Genomic DNA, 15,563 nt, shown 5'->3' with positions numbered 1-15,563 from the left:
CCGCCCCCGTGGACGACTGGCCCGTGGCCGAAGGCGGCTCCGCGCGCTCCGCGCAGGACAGCCCGCGCGGTCACGAGGACGTCGAGAGCACCGGTCGGTTCCCCGCCTCGCGCCCCGCGCTGCCGAGCGCCGGGCCGGGCGACACCGCCGAGTTCCCGGCGATCGGGTCGGCTCCGGAGCCCCGGGGCGCCGCGGGCGGGTTCGACCGTCCGCAGCGCGGTGACGCGCCGAACAGCACGTCGGGCCAGTTCGCCCGCCCCGTGCAGGGCGACGCCCCGAGCAGCACGTCCGGCCAGTACGAGCGCCCCGCCCTCGGCGAGGCACCCGGCAGCACGTCCGGTCAGTTCGCCCGCCCCGTGCAGGGCGACACGCCGAGCAGCACGTCCGGCCAGTACGAGCGCCCCGCCCTCGGCGAAGCGCCCGGCAGCACGTCGGGCCAGTTCGCCCGCCCGGAGCTCGACGACGACCCGCTGACCAGCACCACCGGTCAGTTCGCCCAGCCGGCTCTCCGTGAGTCGGGGCACAGCTCGCCGCTGTTCGAGGAGCTGGAGTCCAACTGGTTCCGCGGCGCCGCGGGCGAGGGTCAGGCCGGCGCGCCGGAGCAGACCCCGGACGCGCCCTCCGGCCAGAACCTGCCGAAGCGCCAGCCGCGCCAGTCCCTCCAGGACCCGGAGCGCGGCCCGCTCGGCGCGGTCCCCCGGGCCCCGCAGGCCGGCCGGCCGACCCGGCCGTCGCAGGCCCGTCCGGTCCCGCAGACCCGCCAGGCGCCTGCGGCCCAGCAGCCCCAGCAGGCCCCGGCCGACAACTGGCGCCAGTCCCCCAACGACGAGACGTGGCGCCGGGCCGAGCAGGTCCGCGAGCCCTCCGCGGGCGGCAAGACCTCTTCCGGGCTGCCGCGCCGCGTCCCCAAGGCGAACCTCGTCGAGGGCGCCGCGCAGACGACGCAGCCGATCCAGCAGGTCGGCCCGCAGGTCTCGCGTGCACCCGACGACGTGCGCGGCCGTCTGACCAACCTCCGCCGGGGTATCCAGCAGGGGCGTCAGGCCGGCAACACGACCACGGGCAACCACACCGTTGACCCCACCAATTACCAGCAGGAGCGTTAGTTGAGTCCGATGAGCCAGGCGGCGCAGAACCTGAACTGGTTGATCACCAGTTTCGTGGAGAACACCCCAGGGGTTTCCCACACCGTCGTGGTCTCCGCCGACGGACTCCTTCTGGCGATGTCCGAAGGGTTCCCGAGGGACCGCGCCGACCAGCTGGCGGCCGTCGCCTCCGGCCTGACCTCGCTGACCGCCGGAGCCTCCCGCATCTTCGAAGGCGGCGCCGTCAACCAGACCGTGGTGGAGATGGAACGAGGCTTCCTCTTCATCATGTCCGTCTCCGACGGCTCCTCCCTGGCCGTGCTGGCGCACCCCGAGTGCGACATCGGCCTCGTCGGCTACGAGATGGCCCTTCTCGTCGACCGCGCGGGCAACGTCCTCACCCCGGACCTCCGCGCCGAGCTCCAGGGCAGCCTGCTGAACTGACCGATGTTTCCTGCTGATCCCGTCCGACCGTACGGCCGAAAACCCCCCACCGGCCCGCGCTCGACGGCATTATTGCCAGTCCTGCTGTCCCGTCCGGAGGATTCATGACCCCGCCCGCCTCGCCCGGCCCGTACGGTGCCTCTCATCACGCGCCGTACGGGAGTGAAGGCGAAGAGCCGCTGATCCGCCCCTACGCCATGACGGGCGGCCGCACCCGGCCGCGCTACCAGCTCGCCATCGAGGCACTGGTCAGCTCCACCGCCGACCCGGCCGTGCTCGGGAGTCTGCTCCCCGAGCACCAGCGGATCTGCCACCTGTGCCGCGAGGTCAAGTCGGTCGCCGAGGTCTCGGCGCTGCTGAACATGCCGCTCGGCGTGGCGCGCATTCTGGTCGCGGACCTGGCGGAGGCCGGCATGGTGGCGATCCACCAGCCGGGCGGCAGCGGAGAGTCCGGCGGGACGCCGGATGTGACACTGCTCGAAAGGGTGCTCAGTGGACTTCGGAAGCTCTAGCGGAGGCGTCGCCGGCGGCGGCGCGGGCCGCTCCACCACCTCCGCGAAGATCGTGGTGGCGGGCGGCTTCGGCGTGGGCAAGACCACGTTCGTCGGCGCGGTCTCGGAAATCAGTCCGCTGCGGACCGAAGCCGTCATGACGTCCGCCTCGGCGGGCATCGACGATCTGAGCCACGTTCAGGACAAGACCACGACCACCGTGGCGATGGATTTCGGCCGTATCACCCTGGATGACGATCTCATCCTGTATCTCTTCGGTACGCCGGGCCAGGACCGCTTCTGGTTCATGTGGGACGACCTGGTCCGCGGCGCCATCGGCGCCGTCGTCCTCGTCGACACCCGCCGCCTCGCCGACTGCTTCCCCGCGGTCGACTACTTCGAGAACAGCGGCCTGCCCTTCGTCATCGCCCTCAACGGCTTCGACGGGCACCAGCCCTACGCCCCCGAAGAGGTCCGCGAGGCGCTGCAGATCGGGCCGGACACGCCGATCATCACGACCGACGCCCGCCACCGCGGCGAGGCGAAGAGCGCGCTGATCACCCTGGTCGAGCACGCTCTGATGGCCCGGCTGAAGTAACTCTTCGTCAGCTCTTCGTCAGCTTTTCGTCGGTTCTCCGCCGGTTCTCCACCGGCCCTTTGTCTGCTCTTCGCCGACAACTTCCGCATCGCCCAGATCGTCGCGTGAAACGTTACGGAGGGGCTGTGGCATTGGACACGACCCGACGCAGAGTTCATAACGTTTCGACAGAGAATCGACCGGACGCGGCAACCCACCGCGTTCGGTCGACTTCACTGTGCGCACGTTTCGCCCGCCATTTGGCGCCGCTCGCTCTTAATGCCCGTTTTATGTCGGGCAAATCGAGTGGCCTGGCGGGGGCCCCCGCTGTTTGGAATGCGCACCCCCGACGTGCTGGAATTCCAGGAACTGAGCAGTAACGGCTCAGCCGAAAAACGGCACACAACCCGGGTGCCGACGCCGAGAGGTTGTTGGTCGAGTGACGCGCAGAAAGACGGGCGCCGCACAGCAGACGCAGGACGAGCGGGGCAACTTCACCCCGCCGTCGCGCGGAGCGGTGCCGCCTTCGCCTTCCCCTGCTTCGAGCGTGCCCGAAACCCCGGCTCCCTCCGGGGGCTCGGGCGGCCGGTTCTCCCCCCGCAACTGGCGGGTGCCCGCCAAGCTGAACGCGATCCTCATGATCCCCGTGATCGTGGCCGTCGTGGTCGGTGGCCTGCACGTGAAGGAGCAGGTCGACACCTGGGAGCAGGCCAAGGACGCCGCGAACACCGCGCGAGTGGTGCGCGCCGCGGCCACCTACGCCCACGCGGTGATCGACGAGCGCGACCTGACGGCCCAGCCGCTCCTGCAGAACAACCCCGACGACCCGGTCATCAAGAAGACCCGGGACGCCACGGACGCCGCCCGCGCGGAGTTCGACAAGACCGTCAAGGACATGCCGGACACCGCGGGCCTGCGCCGCCGCATGAAGCTCTTCCGCGAGGCGGAGGGCACGCTGCCCAAGCTGCGCAAGGCCGCCTACACGCCCGCGATGACCGGGGTGCAGACCGAGGACGGCTACGGCGCCATCCAGCGTCCGCTCATGGCCTTCGCCAACGAGCTGGGCTCGGGCCTGGGCAACGAGAACGTCGTCTCCTACGGCCGCATGGTCTACGCCGTCTCCCTGGCCAAGGCCGCCGAGTCGCTCGAGCGCGCGATCGGTACCCACCTGCTCGTCAAGCCGGCGAAGGACCCCAAGGAGCAGCAGCTCCAGCGCACGTCCTTCTCCTCCTACTACTTCCTCGAGTACATCGCCCGCGCCGAGTACGACGCGAGCGGCACCGAGGACGACATCAGCCGGCTCAACGACGCCATCGCCACCAAGGCGAAGTCGTCGGAGCAGGAGAAGATCGCCAACGCGATCATGGCGGGCAAGACCAAGGAACAGCTGGAGACCGCGGGCATCACCGCGGCCGGCTGGCAGGACGCCGCCACGGCGAAGTTCGACGCCTACCGCTCGGTGGAGGTCTACCTCACCGACAAGGCGGTGAACGAGGCCGAGAAGATCTCCTCCGACGCCCAGCGCGACGCGATCCTCAACGGCTCGGTCATGGTCGTGGCCCTGCTGCTCGCCTTCTTCGTGGCCGGCATGATGGCCCGCTCCATGAGCCGCAGCATGCGCCGCCTGCGCCGCGCCGCCTTCGACGTGGCCGAGCAGCGCCTGCCCGCGCTGGTCGACCAGCTGTCGCGGACCGACCCGGGCCGGGTCGACACCCGGGTCCAGCCGATCCCGATCACCACCCGGGACGAGATCGGCGAGGTCGCCCGCGCCTTCGACCAGGTCCACCGCGAGGCCGTCCGGCTCGCCGCCGAGCAGGCCCTGCTCCGTGGCAACGTCAACGCGATCTTCACCAACCTCTCGCGCCGCAACCAGAGCCTCATCGAGGGTCAGCTGACCCTGATCACCGAGCTCGAGGAGCACGAGGCGGACCCGGACCAGCTGGAGAACCTCTTCCGCCTGGACCACCTGGCCACCCGTATGCGCCGCAACGGCGAGAACCTCCTGGTCCTCGCCGGCGAGGAGCCCGGCCGCCGCTGGGACCAGCCGGTCCCGCTGGTGGACGTGCTGCGCGCCGCCTCCTCCGAGGTGGAGGCCTACGAGCGCATCGAGCTCTCGGGCGTCCCGGACGCCGAGATCCACGGCCTCGCCGTGACCGACCTCGTGCACCTCCTCGCCGAGCTGCTGGAGAACGCGACCTCGTTCTCCTCCCCGCACACCAAGGTCCGGGTCACCGCGACGCGTCTGCCCGACGGCCGCGTGATGGTCGAGATCCACGACAAGGGCATCGGCCTGACCGCCGAGGACTTCGCGGACATCAACCACAAGCTGGCCAACCCGCCGACCGTGGACGCCACGATCTCCCAGCGCATGGGCCTGTTCGTGGTCGGCCGCCTGGCGACGCGCCACGGCATCCGCGTCCAGCTGCGCCCCTCGGGCGAGCAGGCAGGCACGACCTCCCTGGTCATGCTGCCGGACCGGATCACGCACGGTGGCGGTGGCGAGGACGAGCTGTCCGCCGACGACTTCACCGTCTCCCAGATGGTCCCGGGCCAGCAGCAGGCGGCCCCCGGCGTCCAGGCCGGTGCCAACGCCGGCGCCGGCGCCGTGAACCGCATGCGGACCGCGGCGGAGCTGGGCTTCGACGACTCCCGCTACGAGCAGCCGCAGCAGGGCGCCCCGGGCGCCACGCTGGACCCGGTGAACCGCTCCCGGCTCCGTGAGGAGCGGCGTGCGGCGCTGGAGGCGGCCGCCGACAGCCGCCCGCTGTTCCGCGACGAGGTGCCGCAACAGCACGAGCAGCAGCCGGCGTACGACCAGCAGCAGTACGACCAGCAGGGCCCGCACCGGACCGAGGAGTTCCCGGCGCTGCCCGAGCAGCCGTACGAGCAGTCCTACGAGCAGCAGCAGCCGCAGCACGGCTACCCGGACTCCGGCTACGCCGAGCAGGGCTATGCCGAGCAGGGCTACGCGGAGGCCGGTTACCCGCAGCAGCAGGCGTACGCCGAGCCCGAGGTCCCGACCCGCAACGACGTGTGGCAGCAGCCCGGTGCGTACCAGGACGGTGGCCCGCAGGGTTACGGAGCGGATTCGGAATCACTGCCGCCCGCTGACACGGCGCAGCCCGAGCGCGTAGAGTTCGACCGTCCGGGCCCCTCTACGAGCGGCTCCCACTCGCTGACCGGGTCCGGTCTGCCGCGACGCGCGACGCAGTGGCAGCAGTCCGAGTCTGTCGAAGAGGCCGTGGGGGCCGGCGAACCGGAGCAGCCCCAGCAGGACCTACAGCAGCCTCACGAGGGTGAAAGCCCCGACTGGCGATCGGAGAACGACGAGCGCTGGCACCGTGCCGAGCAGCTCCGGGATCCGAAGGCCGGCGGAGTGACCCCCTCCGGACTGCCCCGCCGAGTGCCCAAGGCCAATCTGATCGAGGGCAAGGCGGCGCAGACGCCGCAGGGCGGTTCCCAGATTTCCCGTGCCCCGGAGGACATACGCGGCAGGCTCAGCAACCTGCGTCGCGGTGTCCAGCAGGGGCGCACCGTGGGGACCGACAGCGGTCCGGCCACCACACATGAGCAGCATGAGCAACACGACCAGGGCTTCGGCCCCGGCGGCACCTACGATCAGGAGCGTTAGTGTGAGCCCGATGAGCCAGGCGGCGCAGAACCTGAACTGGTTGATCACCAGTTTCGTGGAGAACACCCCAGGGGTTTCCCACACCGTCGTGGTCTCCGCCGACGGACTCCTTCTGGCGATGTCCGAAGGGTTCCCGAGGGACCGCGCCGACCAGCTGGCGGCCGTCGCCTCCGGCCTGACCTCGCTGACCGCCGGAGCCTCCCGCATCTTCGAAGGCGGCGCCGTCAACCAGACCGTGGTGGAGATGGAACGAGGCTTCCTCTTCATCATGTCCATCTCCGACGGCTCCTCCCTGGCCGTGCTGGCGCACCCCGAGTGCGACATCGGCCTCGTCGGCTACGAGATGGCCCTTCTCGTCGACCGCGCGGGCAACGTCCTCACCCCGGACCTCCGCGCCGAACTGCAGGGGAGCCTTCTCAACTAGCAAAGAGGCAGTGCGTTTCGCGCCACCGCGCCATAGGGTGCGGTGGCGCGACCAGCAGCAGACAGGCACGTTGAGGAGGAGACGTGGCAACGCCCCCCGGCGGTTACCCGTACGGCAATGACCAGCAGGCTCAGCCTCCGCTGAACCGCTTCAATTTCCCCTCCGCACCAAGCCATCGTGCGCAGGCGGAGCCGGCACGGCCCCCGCAAGTACCGCAGACGTCGCACCGCAGGGCGTCCTCGTCCCCTTCCGGCGGCAAGCGGAGCAATCCGCTGGTCCGCCCCTACGCAATGACCGGCGGCCGGACCCGGCCGCGCTACCAGCTCGCCATCGAGGCGCTGGTGCACACCACGGCCCAGCCGGCCCAGCTCCAAGGGCAGTTGCCGGAACACCAGCGCATCTGCCACCTGTGCCGCGAGATCAAGTCGGTCGCCGAGATCTCGGCACTTCTCACCATTCCCCTCGGCGTCGCCCGAATCCTCGTCGCCGACTTGGCGGAGGCCGGACTCGTCGCCATCCATCAGCCCGGCGGCGACGAGTCCGCCGGCGGCCAGCCTGACGTGACACTGCTCGAAAGGGTGCTCAGTGGACTTCGGAACCTCTAGCGGCGAGGCAGCCCGCTCCACCACCTCCGCGAAGATCGTGGTGGCGGGCGGTTTCGGCGTGGGCAAGACCACGTTCGTCGGCGCGGTCTCGGAGATCAACCCGCTGCGGACCGAAGCCGTCATGACGTCCGCCTCGGCGGGCATCGACGACCTCACCCACGCGCCGGACAAGACCACGACGACCGTGGCCATGGACTTCGGCCGCATCACCCTGGACCAGGACCTGATCCTGTACCTGTTCGGTACCCCCGGCCAGGACCGCTTCTGGTTCATGTGGGACGACCTGGTCCGCGGCGCCATCGGCGCCGTCGTCCTCGTCGACACCCGCCGCCTCGCCGACTGCTTCCCCGCGGTCGACTACTTCGAGAACAGCGGCCTGCCCTTCGTCATCGCCCTCAACGGCTTCGACGGACACCAGCCCTACACGCCGGACGAGGTCCGCGAGGCGCTGCAGATCGGCCCCGACGCGCCGATCATCACCACGGACGCCCGCCACCGCAACGAGGCGAAGAGCGCGCTGATCACCCTGGTCGAGCACGCCCTGATGGCGCGCCTTCGGTGAGGCGTCGGTCGCACCGACGCGAAAAGGTCCCCGCACCGCGCTCCTCACGGAGCGTGTGCGGGGGCCTTCTGCGTATGTCTTCCCGGACGACTGCGCTCCACGCCGACGCCGGACGGGACGCCAACGCCGGACGGGCTTGATTCCGCTGTCTCAGCGGAATCAAGCCCGTCCGGCGTGATGAAGCGGGTACCAGCCCTGCCGGCTGTGCGGCGCGCGGCGGTGTCCGCCCGGGGGCAACCCCCGGACCCCCGGTCTCAGCCCTGCCAGCTGTGCGGCGCGCGGAAGCCCGGCGTGCGCTCCAGGCGGCGCCAGACGGCCGTGGAGCGGCGCGGGCGGGGCGGGGCCGTGTGGTTCTTGGTGGCGGCGGCGCGGGCGAGGAGGACGGCGGTGACGGCCGCGAGCTCCTCGGCGTCCGCCGTGCCCTTCTCCACGCGTACCAGCGTGTCGTTCATGCGTGTCTCCCTTACTGGGGCGGGTTGCCGTGCTTGCGGGAGGGCAGGTCGGCGTGCTTCGTGGCCAGCATGGCCAGCGAGCGGATCAGCACCTGCCGGGTCTCGACGGGGTCGATCACGTCGTCGATCAGTCCGCGCTCGGCGGCGTAGTACGGGTGCATCAGCTCGGCCTTGTACTCCTTGACCATGCGCGCCCGCATCGCCTCGGGGTCGTCCGCCTCGGCGATCTGCTTGCGGAAGATCACGTTGGCGGCGCCCTCCGCGCCCATCACCGCGATCTCGTTGGTCGGCCAGGCGTAGGTCAGGTCCGCGCCGATGGACTGCGAGTCCATGACGATGTACGCGCCGCCGTAGGCCTTGCGCAGGATGACCGAGATGCGCGGCACCGTGGCGTTGCAGTAGGCGTACAGCAGCTTGGCGCCGTGGCGGATGATTCCACCGTGCTCCTGGTCGACGCCCGGGAGGAAGCCGGGGACGTCCAGAAGAGTGATGATCGGAATATTGAAGGCGTCGCACATCTGGATGAAGCGCGCGGCCTTCTCGCTGGCCTCGATGTCGAGGACGCCGGCCAGCGACTGGGGCTGGTTGGCGACGATGCCGACGACCTGGCCGTCCAGGCGGGCCAGGGAGCAGATGATGTTGGTGGCCCAGCGCTCGTGGACCTCCAGGTACTCGCCCTCGTCGACGATCTCCTCGATGACCTTGCGCATGTCGTACGGGCGGTTGCCGTCGGCGGGCACCAGGTCCAGCAGGGCCTCGCCCAGCCGGTCGGCGGGGTCCTCGCTCGCCACGCGCGGCGGGTTCTCGCGGTTGTTCTGCGGCAGCAGCGAGAGGAGGTAGCGGACCTCCTCCAGGCAGGTCTCCTCGTCGTCGTACGCGAAGTGCGCGACGCCCGAGGTCTCGGCGTGCACGTCCGCACCGCCGAGGCCGTTCTGGGTGATCTCCTCGCCGGTGACGGCGCGGACGACGTCGGGGCCGGTGATGAACATCTGCGAGGTCTCGCGGACCATGAACACGAAGTCGGTCAGGGCCGGCGAGTAGGCCGCGCCGCCCGCGCAGGGGCCGAGCATCACGGAGATCTGCGGGATGACGCCGGAGGCCTTGGTGTTGCGCTGGAAGATGCCGCCGTAGCCGGCCAGGGCGGAGACGCCCTCCTGGATACGGGCACCGGCACCGTCGTTCAGCGACACCAGGGGCGCGCCGGCGGCGATGGCCATGTCCATGATCTTGTGGATCTTGGTGGCATGGGCCTCGCCCAGCGCACCGCCGAAGATCCGGAAGTCGTGCGCGTAGACGAACACGGTGCGGCCGTGCACCGTGCCCCAGCCGGTGATCACACCGTCGGTGTAGGGCTTCTTGCTCTCCAGTCCGAACCCCGAGGCGCGGTGCCGGCGCAGCGGCTCCACCTCCGAGAAGGACCCTTCGTCCAGCAGGAGGTCGATACGCTCCCGGGCAGTCAGCTTCCCCTTGGCCTTCTGGGCCTGGGTCGCCCGCTCGCTCGGACCACGCCGAACCTGCTCGCGAATGGCGTGCAGCTCGGCGACGCGCCCACGGACGTCACTCGCCTCTACGGGCGCACCTTCGAGATTGCTCATGCATAGACGGTACGTGGCGAGGACGCCCGGGACTCATGTCGTTTCCATACAACGTCATGTGCCTTTTGGTGGGCAGGCGGCACAGAGCCGCGCAGCCGCCGGGAGCAGGGGTCCCCCCTATAGGGGGGTGAGGTTGTAGATGTTCCACAAGACTCTTGCCTCTGACCCGTAGGCTGGCGAACTTGACGGGTCCGGGGCCCCGGACGCCGTCACACCGGGTCATTCCAGGGTCACGGTGCAGCGGTGGGGGGCGCAGGCGGTGCCGGGGGTCACGCGCAGCCGGAGGCTGTCGCCTGTCGACAGGACGCGCACCGTGGCGTCGTGCGCCGTCACCCGGCGCACGGGGCGGTCCCAGGCGATCTCGAAGGGCATTCCGGTCCGGACCGGTTCGGCCATATGGAGGGTAGCGGTCCGGCCGCGGTCGCGGACGAGTACGGCGGAGGGGGCCGTGACCGCGAGGGGGCCTGCGGCGCCGGGGGCCCAGAAGGCGGCGGCGGTGAGGCCGAGGGCGGGCAGGTGCGCGGCCTGGCATGCGGCGGTGTTGGCGAGGAGGGCGAGCCAGGCGTCGTCCTCGGCGCGGGCGGCCACGGCGCGGGGTCCCGCGCCGGGCATGAGGAGGTAGGCGTAGGCGGCGCCGGCGGGGTCGGTGCCGTGGGGGTGCCACAGGGTGAGGTAGCGCCGGGTGAGGGGGGTCGGGGCGCCGCCGGCGTTGATGTCGCGCCAGGCGCCGGTGCGGGCCTCGCGCAGGGCGTGGAGCGGGGCGCCGCCGGGGAGGACGTAGCCGCCGTGGCCTTCGAGGTGGATCCAGCGGGCGGCCTCGTAGCGGGCGCTCCAGCCGTCGGTGACGGGCTGGGGCGCGCCGTCGACGAGGAGGGCGGGGGTCCCGTGCGCGCCGAGGTTGCGGTGCTCGACGGTCGTGCCGACCGGGGTGCCGTCGCGCGCGGTGATGCCGGCGCCCAGGCAGACTACGGCGTCCGCTGCGAAGATCCACATCTTGCGGGCCTCCAGGGTGGAGGAGAGCCCCTTGAGGTGCTGGCCGGCGACGGCGAACCGGCCGTCCGTCACTCCCCCGACCCAGCGGACGTCGGGCCGGGGCTCGCCCCATGCGCCGCCTTCGCCGGCGGCGAGCCGCTTGGCGGAGGCGGTGGTGCCGGGCATCCGGTAGGGGTCGGCGGTGGGCCAGAAGGCGTCCGTGTACGGGGCGCCGTCGCCCGCGCGCCACCAGTAGAGCATTCCGGCGCCGGTGTGCCAGCCGCGCGGGTGTTCGCCGTTGCCGTTCTCGTAGTGGGCGATGCGGTCGGAGGCCATGGCGAGATTGGCCGTCCAGCCGGGGCGGCGGTGCACGGCGCGGTCCATGGCGGGGAAGAGGCGGTGCCCCACGGGGGCGGGTGCGGGGGGCGCGGGCGCGGCGCAGGCGGCGGCGAGGCGGGCGTGGTCGGCGACGCCGAGCGAGGGGTCGGTGAGCAGCGGGAGCGTGGTGTCGCGGGCGGCCCAGCCCTTGATCATCGCGTGCCAGCGGGTGCGTTCGGCCGGGCTCGCGCTGCCGGCGAGGAGGGCGACGGCGGCGATGAGGGCGTGGCCGCGCTGGTGGTCGCTCTGCTGCTGCCGGCCGGGGTCCGCGCTCTGCAGACCGCGGCTGACGGCGCGGCCGGAGACGCTGTCCATGACGAGCCCGTCGTGGACGAGGGGGGCGTACGCCTTCTCGACGCTGTCGTAGACCGTCCGCCGGGCCGGGTCGGTGATCTCCCAGGGGGAGCCGCGGAGCAGGGCGAGGAGCCGGCCGAGCCCGTCGAGCAGCACCTGGCCGTAGGTGCCGGAGTAGGCGACGCGGGTGTGCTGGACGAAGGAGCCGTCGGCGTAGAGGCCGTCGCCGCGGGTCACGTAGGGGAAGACGGGCGAGAGGGCGTCGCGGGCGAGTGCGGTCTTGGCGGCGGAGGCGCCGAGGATGCCGCGGAGGGCGACGACGCGGCACAGGTCGACGCGGTTGGCTCCGGTGCTGGTGCCGGTGTAGTCGCCGAGCATCGCGTCGGGGACGAAGTGGTCGACGGCGGCGAGGAAGGCGGTGCGCCGTGCCGCGCCGGCCTCGTCGTACAGGAGGGTGAGGCTGTCGAGGAGGAGCCTGGGGCTGCCGATCTGCCACTCCCACCAGTTGCCGTAGCGGGTGGTGGCGGGGTGGTAGATGCGGGCGTGGACGTGGTCGAGCCCGGCGAGGGTGTCGGCGGCCAGGGCCGGGTCGCCGGTCAGCCCCGTGCCGGGCTGGGCGTGGGCCTGGGCCATGGTGTGCAGGCGGGCGTAGCTGCGGGTGATGCCGGAGGGCGGGTCGAAGGGGGCGTCGGGCCAGAGCGAGCCGGGGCCGGGGGCGAGCGTGGCCCGGTAGGTGCGGGCGAGCTCTCCGGTGCGGCGCAGGCCGGAGGCGTAGGGCTCCGCGGCGGGGTCGAAGCCGGTGCCGAGCATGAGGCCGCGCCAGCGGGCGCGGAGGGTGGCGAAGGCGGCCTCGTCGTCGGCGCGGGCGGCGGGGGTGGTGGCGGTGAGGCCGAGGGTGCCGGCGACGGAGGCGGCGAGGAATCCCCTGCGGGTCCAGGCGGACGGCAGGGGTGCGGCGGAGCCGGACAGCACGGCGGGTCCTCCCCGGGGCGCGTGGTGCGGGACGGTGCGGACGGTGCCGGAGGCACACCGTGGCACGGGGCCGGGGGCGTGGCAATGCCCCCGGGGCGGCGTCGGCCGGAATTCACCCCCCAGAGATGTTGAATATTCAACCAGAGCGCGCTACGGTTCTTTCACGGTCAAGTTGAACATTCAACAAATCTGGCCGGAGCGAAACGAACTCGACCAAGGAGCACACCATGGGCCTCTTCAGCCGCAAGCAGAGCGCAACCCCCGCCGTCCCCGCGCCGCGCGCCGTCGACCCCGCACTGGCCGCCCTGACCGGCGACTACACCATCGACCCCGCCCACAGCAGCATCGGCTTCACCGTCCGCCACGCCATGGTCACCAACGTCAAGGGCGCCTTCACCGAGCACGAGGGCACCCTCGGCCTCGACGGCACCGACCCATCCCGCTCCACCGCCGCCATCGACGTGCGGATCGCGAGCGTCGACACCGGCATGAAGGACCGCGACGCGCACCTGCGCGGCGACGACTTCTTCGACGCCGAGCGCTTCCCGCTGATGCGCTTCCGCTCCACCGCCGCCGAGCAGCTCGGCGGGGACCGCTACCGCATCACCGGCGACCTCACCATCAAGGACGTCACCCGCCCGCTCTCCATCGACCTGGAGTTCAACGGCTCGGCCACCGACGTCTACGGCAACGAGCGCGTCGGCTTCGAGGGCGGCGCCGAGATCCTGCGCTCCGACTGGGGCCTGACCTGGAACGCCGCCCTGGAGACCGGCGGGGTGATGGTCAGCGACAAGGTGAAGCTGACCTTCGACATCTCCGCGGTCAAGGCCGCCCCGCAGGCCTGACCCCGTGCGGTGTCACCGGCCGAGGCGCAGCAGCCGGTCGACGACCTCGGCGCCTCGGTCCGCACCCGCGCTCAGCGCGATGTGGTTGTCGGGCCGTACGAGCACGAGCCCGTCCCCTTCCACCCCGTACGCCCGGCGGGCGTGTCCGCCGGGGTCGTCCCCGTCCTCGATGAGATGCGTGCGCAGCAGGCCCGCGCATTTCTCCCCCGCCTCCGCGAGGGCCGCCGCGCTCCCCCGGCCGAAGCCGAGCAGCGTGAAGTGCGGCCCGGCGAAGACGTCGAAGAGCCGGCCGTTCCGGCAGGGTGCGTCGGGCGCCCGCCCGCCGGCCTTCGCGCCGCCCCATGCCAGCGAGCTCCAGCCGTAGCCGACGCCCAGCGTGGTGACGTCGTCCGTGATCACGGCCTCCGTTCCGACGCCCGCCTCCTTCACGCCCTCGACCACGGCGCGCAGCCGCTCGTCGGTGAGGTTCAGCGTCCAGGCGGCGACCGGCAGCCGCTCCTCCTCGTACGTGTCCAGCAGGCCCGGCGCTGCGCGGCCGAGCACCACGTGCGCGAGCTTCCAGCCGAGGTTGAAGGCGTCCTGGATGCCGGTGTTCATGCCCAGGCCGCCCGCGATGGAGTGGACGTGGGCCGCGTCCCCGGCGAGGAAGACCCGGCCGACGCGGAAGCGGTCGGCCATCCGGACGTTGATGCGGTAGATGGAGAACCAGGTCGGGTCGGACAGCCGGATGCCTGCGTCCCGGGAGCAGCGGTCGACGAGCCGCTGGAACGACTCCAGCGTGGGTGCGGCCGGCCGCCCGTCGGCATCGCGCTCGGGGATGCCCTGCAGCTGCCAGTGCGCACTGCCGCGGAACGGGCAGAGCAGGACCGCCGCGTCCTCGTCGAACCACTGGTGCCAGTAGGCGGGGTCGAGTCCGTCCACGCGGACGTCGCCGACCACCATGCACTCCTCGGCGTCGGTCGACCCCTCGAAGCCCACGCCCAGCGCCTTGCGGACCGGGCTGTGGCCGCCGTCGCAGCCGACCAGGTAGGCGGCCTCGATGCGCCGCCCGTCGGCGAGCGTCGCGACGACGCCGTCCGCGCTCTGGGTGAACCCGGCCAGCTCGCACCCGGGTTCGGGCGCCACGCCGTACTCCGCCAGCTTGTCGCGCAGGATCTCCTCGGTGCGCCACTGCGGCATGATCAGCCCGCTGGCGTACGGCATGCCGGGCGTGGGGGTGCGGTCCGCGAAGGTGACGGTGTCGGCGATCGCGACGCCGTCGCGGTACTTGCGCAGGGTGATGTGCTCGATGCCCGAGGCGGCCGCCTCGGCTTCCACGCCGAGGTCGTGGAAGAACTCGCGGCTGCGCTGGTTGAGGCCCTTGCCGCGCGAGGCGCGGTGGAACTCCCGGGACTTGTCGATGATCCGTACGGCCGCTCCGGCGCGGGCGAGGGTGCAGGCGAGGGTGAGCCCGGTGGGCCCGGCGCCCACGATCAGGACGTCGGTTGCGGCGGATGCGCCGGTTGCACGGGCTGCGGCGGTAGCGGTCGTCGCTTCGGCGGCGTTGGTCGTCGTCATGCCCTCATGAAAGACCGCCCGGCCAGAAAACGCAACCGAGTAACAAAAGATTCTGAGTAACGCCCACTCTGCTAGGGTGGGCCCGTGAACGAGGAGACGGGGCTGCGGGAGCGCAAGAAGCAGCGCACGCGGCAGACGCTGTCCGAGACCGCCATCGCGCTCTTCCTGGAGCGCGGCTTCGACCAGGTGTCGGTGGCCGAGGTGGCGGCGGCCGCGGAGGTGTCGAAGCCGACGCTGTTCCGCTACTTCCCCGCCAAGGAGGACCTGGCCCTCCACCGCATCGCCGACCACCAGGGGGAGGCGGCACGCGTCGTGCGCGACCGGGAACCCGGGACGGCGCCGCTGGCCGCCCTGCGCGCCCACTTCCACGCGCGGCTCGACGCCCGCGACCCCGTCACGGGACTGTGCGACGTCCCCGCCGTGCTGGCCTTCCGGAACATGCTCTACTCGACGCAGAGTCTGCAGGCCCGCCTCGTGCACTACGTCGCCGAGGACGAACGGGCGCTGGCCGAGGCCCTGGCGGAGGCAGGTGCGGACGAGGTGACGGCGCGCCTGGCGGCGACACAGGTCATCGCCGTCCACCACGTCCTCGCGCGGGACAACTGGGTGCGCCTCGCGTCCGGGCACATCACCGGCGCCGTCCTGGCCGCGGCCCACGCCGACGCCGAGCGGGCGTACG

13 protein-coding genes and 1 pseudogene are annotated in these 15,563 nt (G+C 71.8%); 10 read left to right on the top strand and 4 right to left on the bottom strand.

The window, feature by feature from the left end; translation table 11 throughout:
- From V7793_RS20140 to V7793_RS20105, 8 genes and pseudogenes are all read left to right on the top strand, one after another.
- Positions 1-1,106 (top strand): annotated as a pseudogene (locus tag V7793_RS20140) (histidine kinase); the annotation flags it as partial.
- The gene (locus V7793_RS20135; RefSeq protein WP_179082803.1) at positions 1,107-1,529 is read left to right on the top strand and encodes a roadblock/LC7 domain-containing protein; all 423 of its coding nucleotides are present in this window, start codon (positions 1,107-1,109) and stop codon (positions 1,527-1,529) included.
- Between the two features lie 104 nt (positions 1,530-1,633).
- Entirely contained in the window at positions 1,634-2,041 is a 408-nt protein-coding gene (locus tag V7793_RS20130) for a DUF742 domain-containing protein (protein WP_058046432.1), read from the top strand.
- Positions 2,022-2,618, top strand: a complete 597-nt coding sequence (locus V7793_RS20125; protein ID WP_256789561.1) for a GTP-binding protein — start codon at positions 2,022-2,024, stop codon at positions 2,616-2,618. The genes V7793_RS20130 and V7793_RS20125 overlap by 20 nt, the downstream gene beginning before the upstream one ends.
- 418 nt (positions 2,619-3,036) lie before the next feature.
- Positions 3,037-6,228 carry a sensor histidine kinase gene (locus tag V7793_RS20120; protein ID WP_336008457.1) on the top strand — a complete coding sequence of 1,064 codons (3,192 nt, stop codon included), beginning with the start codon at positions 3,037-3,039 and terminating at the stop codon, positions 6,226-6,228.
- Position 6,229: 1 nt separating this feature from the next.
- Entirely contained in the window at positions 6,230-6,652 is a 423-nt protein-coding gene (locus V7793_RS20115; RefSeq protein WP_049717348.1) for a roadblock/LC7 domain-containing protein, read from the top strand.
- Between the two features lie 83 nt (positions 6,653-6,735).
- Positions 6,736-7,257 (top strand): DUF742 domain-containing protein, encoded by a 522-nt coding sequence (locus V7793_RS20110; protein ID WP_336008454.1) that lies wholly within the window; start codon positions 6,736-6,738, stop codon positions 7,255-7,257.
- Positions 7,238-7,819 carry a GTP-binding protein gene (locus tag V7793_RS20105; protein ID WP_049717346.1) on the top strand — a complete coding sequence of 194 codons (582 nt, stop codon included), beginning with the start codon at positions 7,238-7,240 and terminating at the stop codon, positions 7,817-7,819. Before V7793_RS20110 ends, V7793_RS20105 begins: the two co-directional genes overlap by 20 nt.
- Positions 7,820-8,073: 254 nt before the next feature.
- Here the strand turns inward: V7793_RS20105 and V7793_RS20100 are convergent, their stop codons facing one another.
- The 3 genes from V7793_RS20100 to V7793_RS20090 form a co-directional block, all read right to left on the bottom strand.
- Positions 8,074-8,271, bottom strand: coding sequence for an acyl-CoA carboxylase subunit epsilon (locus tag V7793_RS20100; protein ID WP_336008452.1), 198 nt, complete (start codon positions 8,269-8,271; stop codon positions 8,074-8,076).
- Positions 8,272-8,282: 11 nt separating this feature from the next.
- Positions 8,283-9,866, bottom strand: coding sequence for an acyl-CoA carboxylase subunit beta (locus V7793_RS20095; protein WP_168094037.1), 1,584 nt, complete (start codon positions 9,864-9,866; stop codon positions 8,283-8,285).
- Positions 9,867-10,085: 219 nt separating this feature from the next.
- Positions 10,086-12,482 carry a polysaccharide lyase 8 family protein gene (locus V7793_RS20090; RefSeq protein ID WP_336008449.1) on the bottom strand — a complete coding sequence of 799 codons (2,397 nt, stop codon included), beginning with the start codon at positions 12,480-12,482 and terminating at the stop codon, positions 10,086-10,088.
- A gap of 227 nt (positions 12,483-12,709) precedes the next feature.
- Here V7793_RS20090 and V7793_RS20085 point away from each other — a divergent pair, with 227 nt between their 5' ends.
- The gene (locus V7793_RS20085; protein WP_336008448.1) at positions 12,710-13,327 is read left to right on the top strand and encodes a YceI family protein; all 618 of its coding nucleotides are present in this window, start codon (positions 12,710-12,712) and stop codon (positions 13,325-13,327) included.
- Positions 13,328-13,339: 12 nt separating this feature from the next.
- Here the strand turns inward: V7793_RS20085 and V7793_RS20080 are convergent, their stop codons facing one another.
- A complete protein-coding gene (locus V7793_RS20080) occupies positions 13,340-14,884 on the bottom strand; it encodes an FAD-dependent monooxygenase (RefSeq protein WP_336008447.1) in 1,545 nt (514 codons plus the stop codon).
- Positions 14,885-14,968: 84 nt separating this feature from the next.
- Here V7793_RS20080 and V7793_RS20075 point away from each other — a divergent pair.
- A partial coding sequence (locus tag V7793_RS20075) for a TetR/AcrR family transcriptional regulator (protein ID WP_336008446.1) occupies positions 14,969-15,563 on the top strand: 595 nt, incomplete at its 3' end.

Source organism: Streptomyces sp. KLMMK (assembly GCF_036961605.1).
In the GTDB taxonomy this organism is placed as follows: domain Bacteria; phylum Actinomycetota; class Actinomycetes; order Streptomycetales; family Streptomycetaceae; genus Streptomyces; species Streptomyces telluris.
The sequence above is the reverse complement of the archived record's forward strand: the minus strand, read 5'-3'. Positions and strand labels throughout refer to the sequence as shown.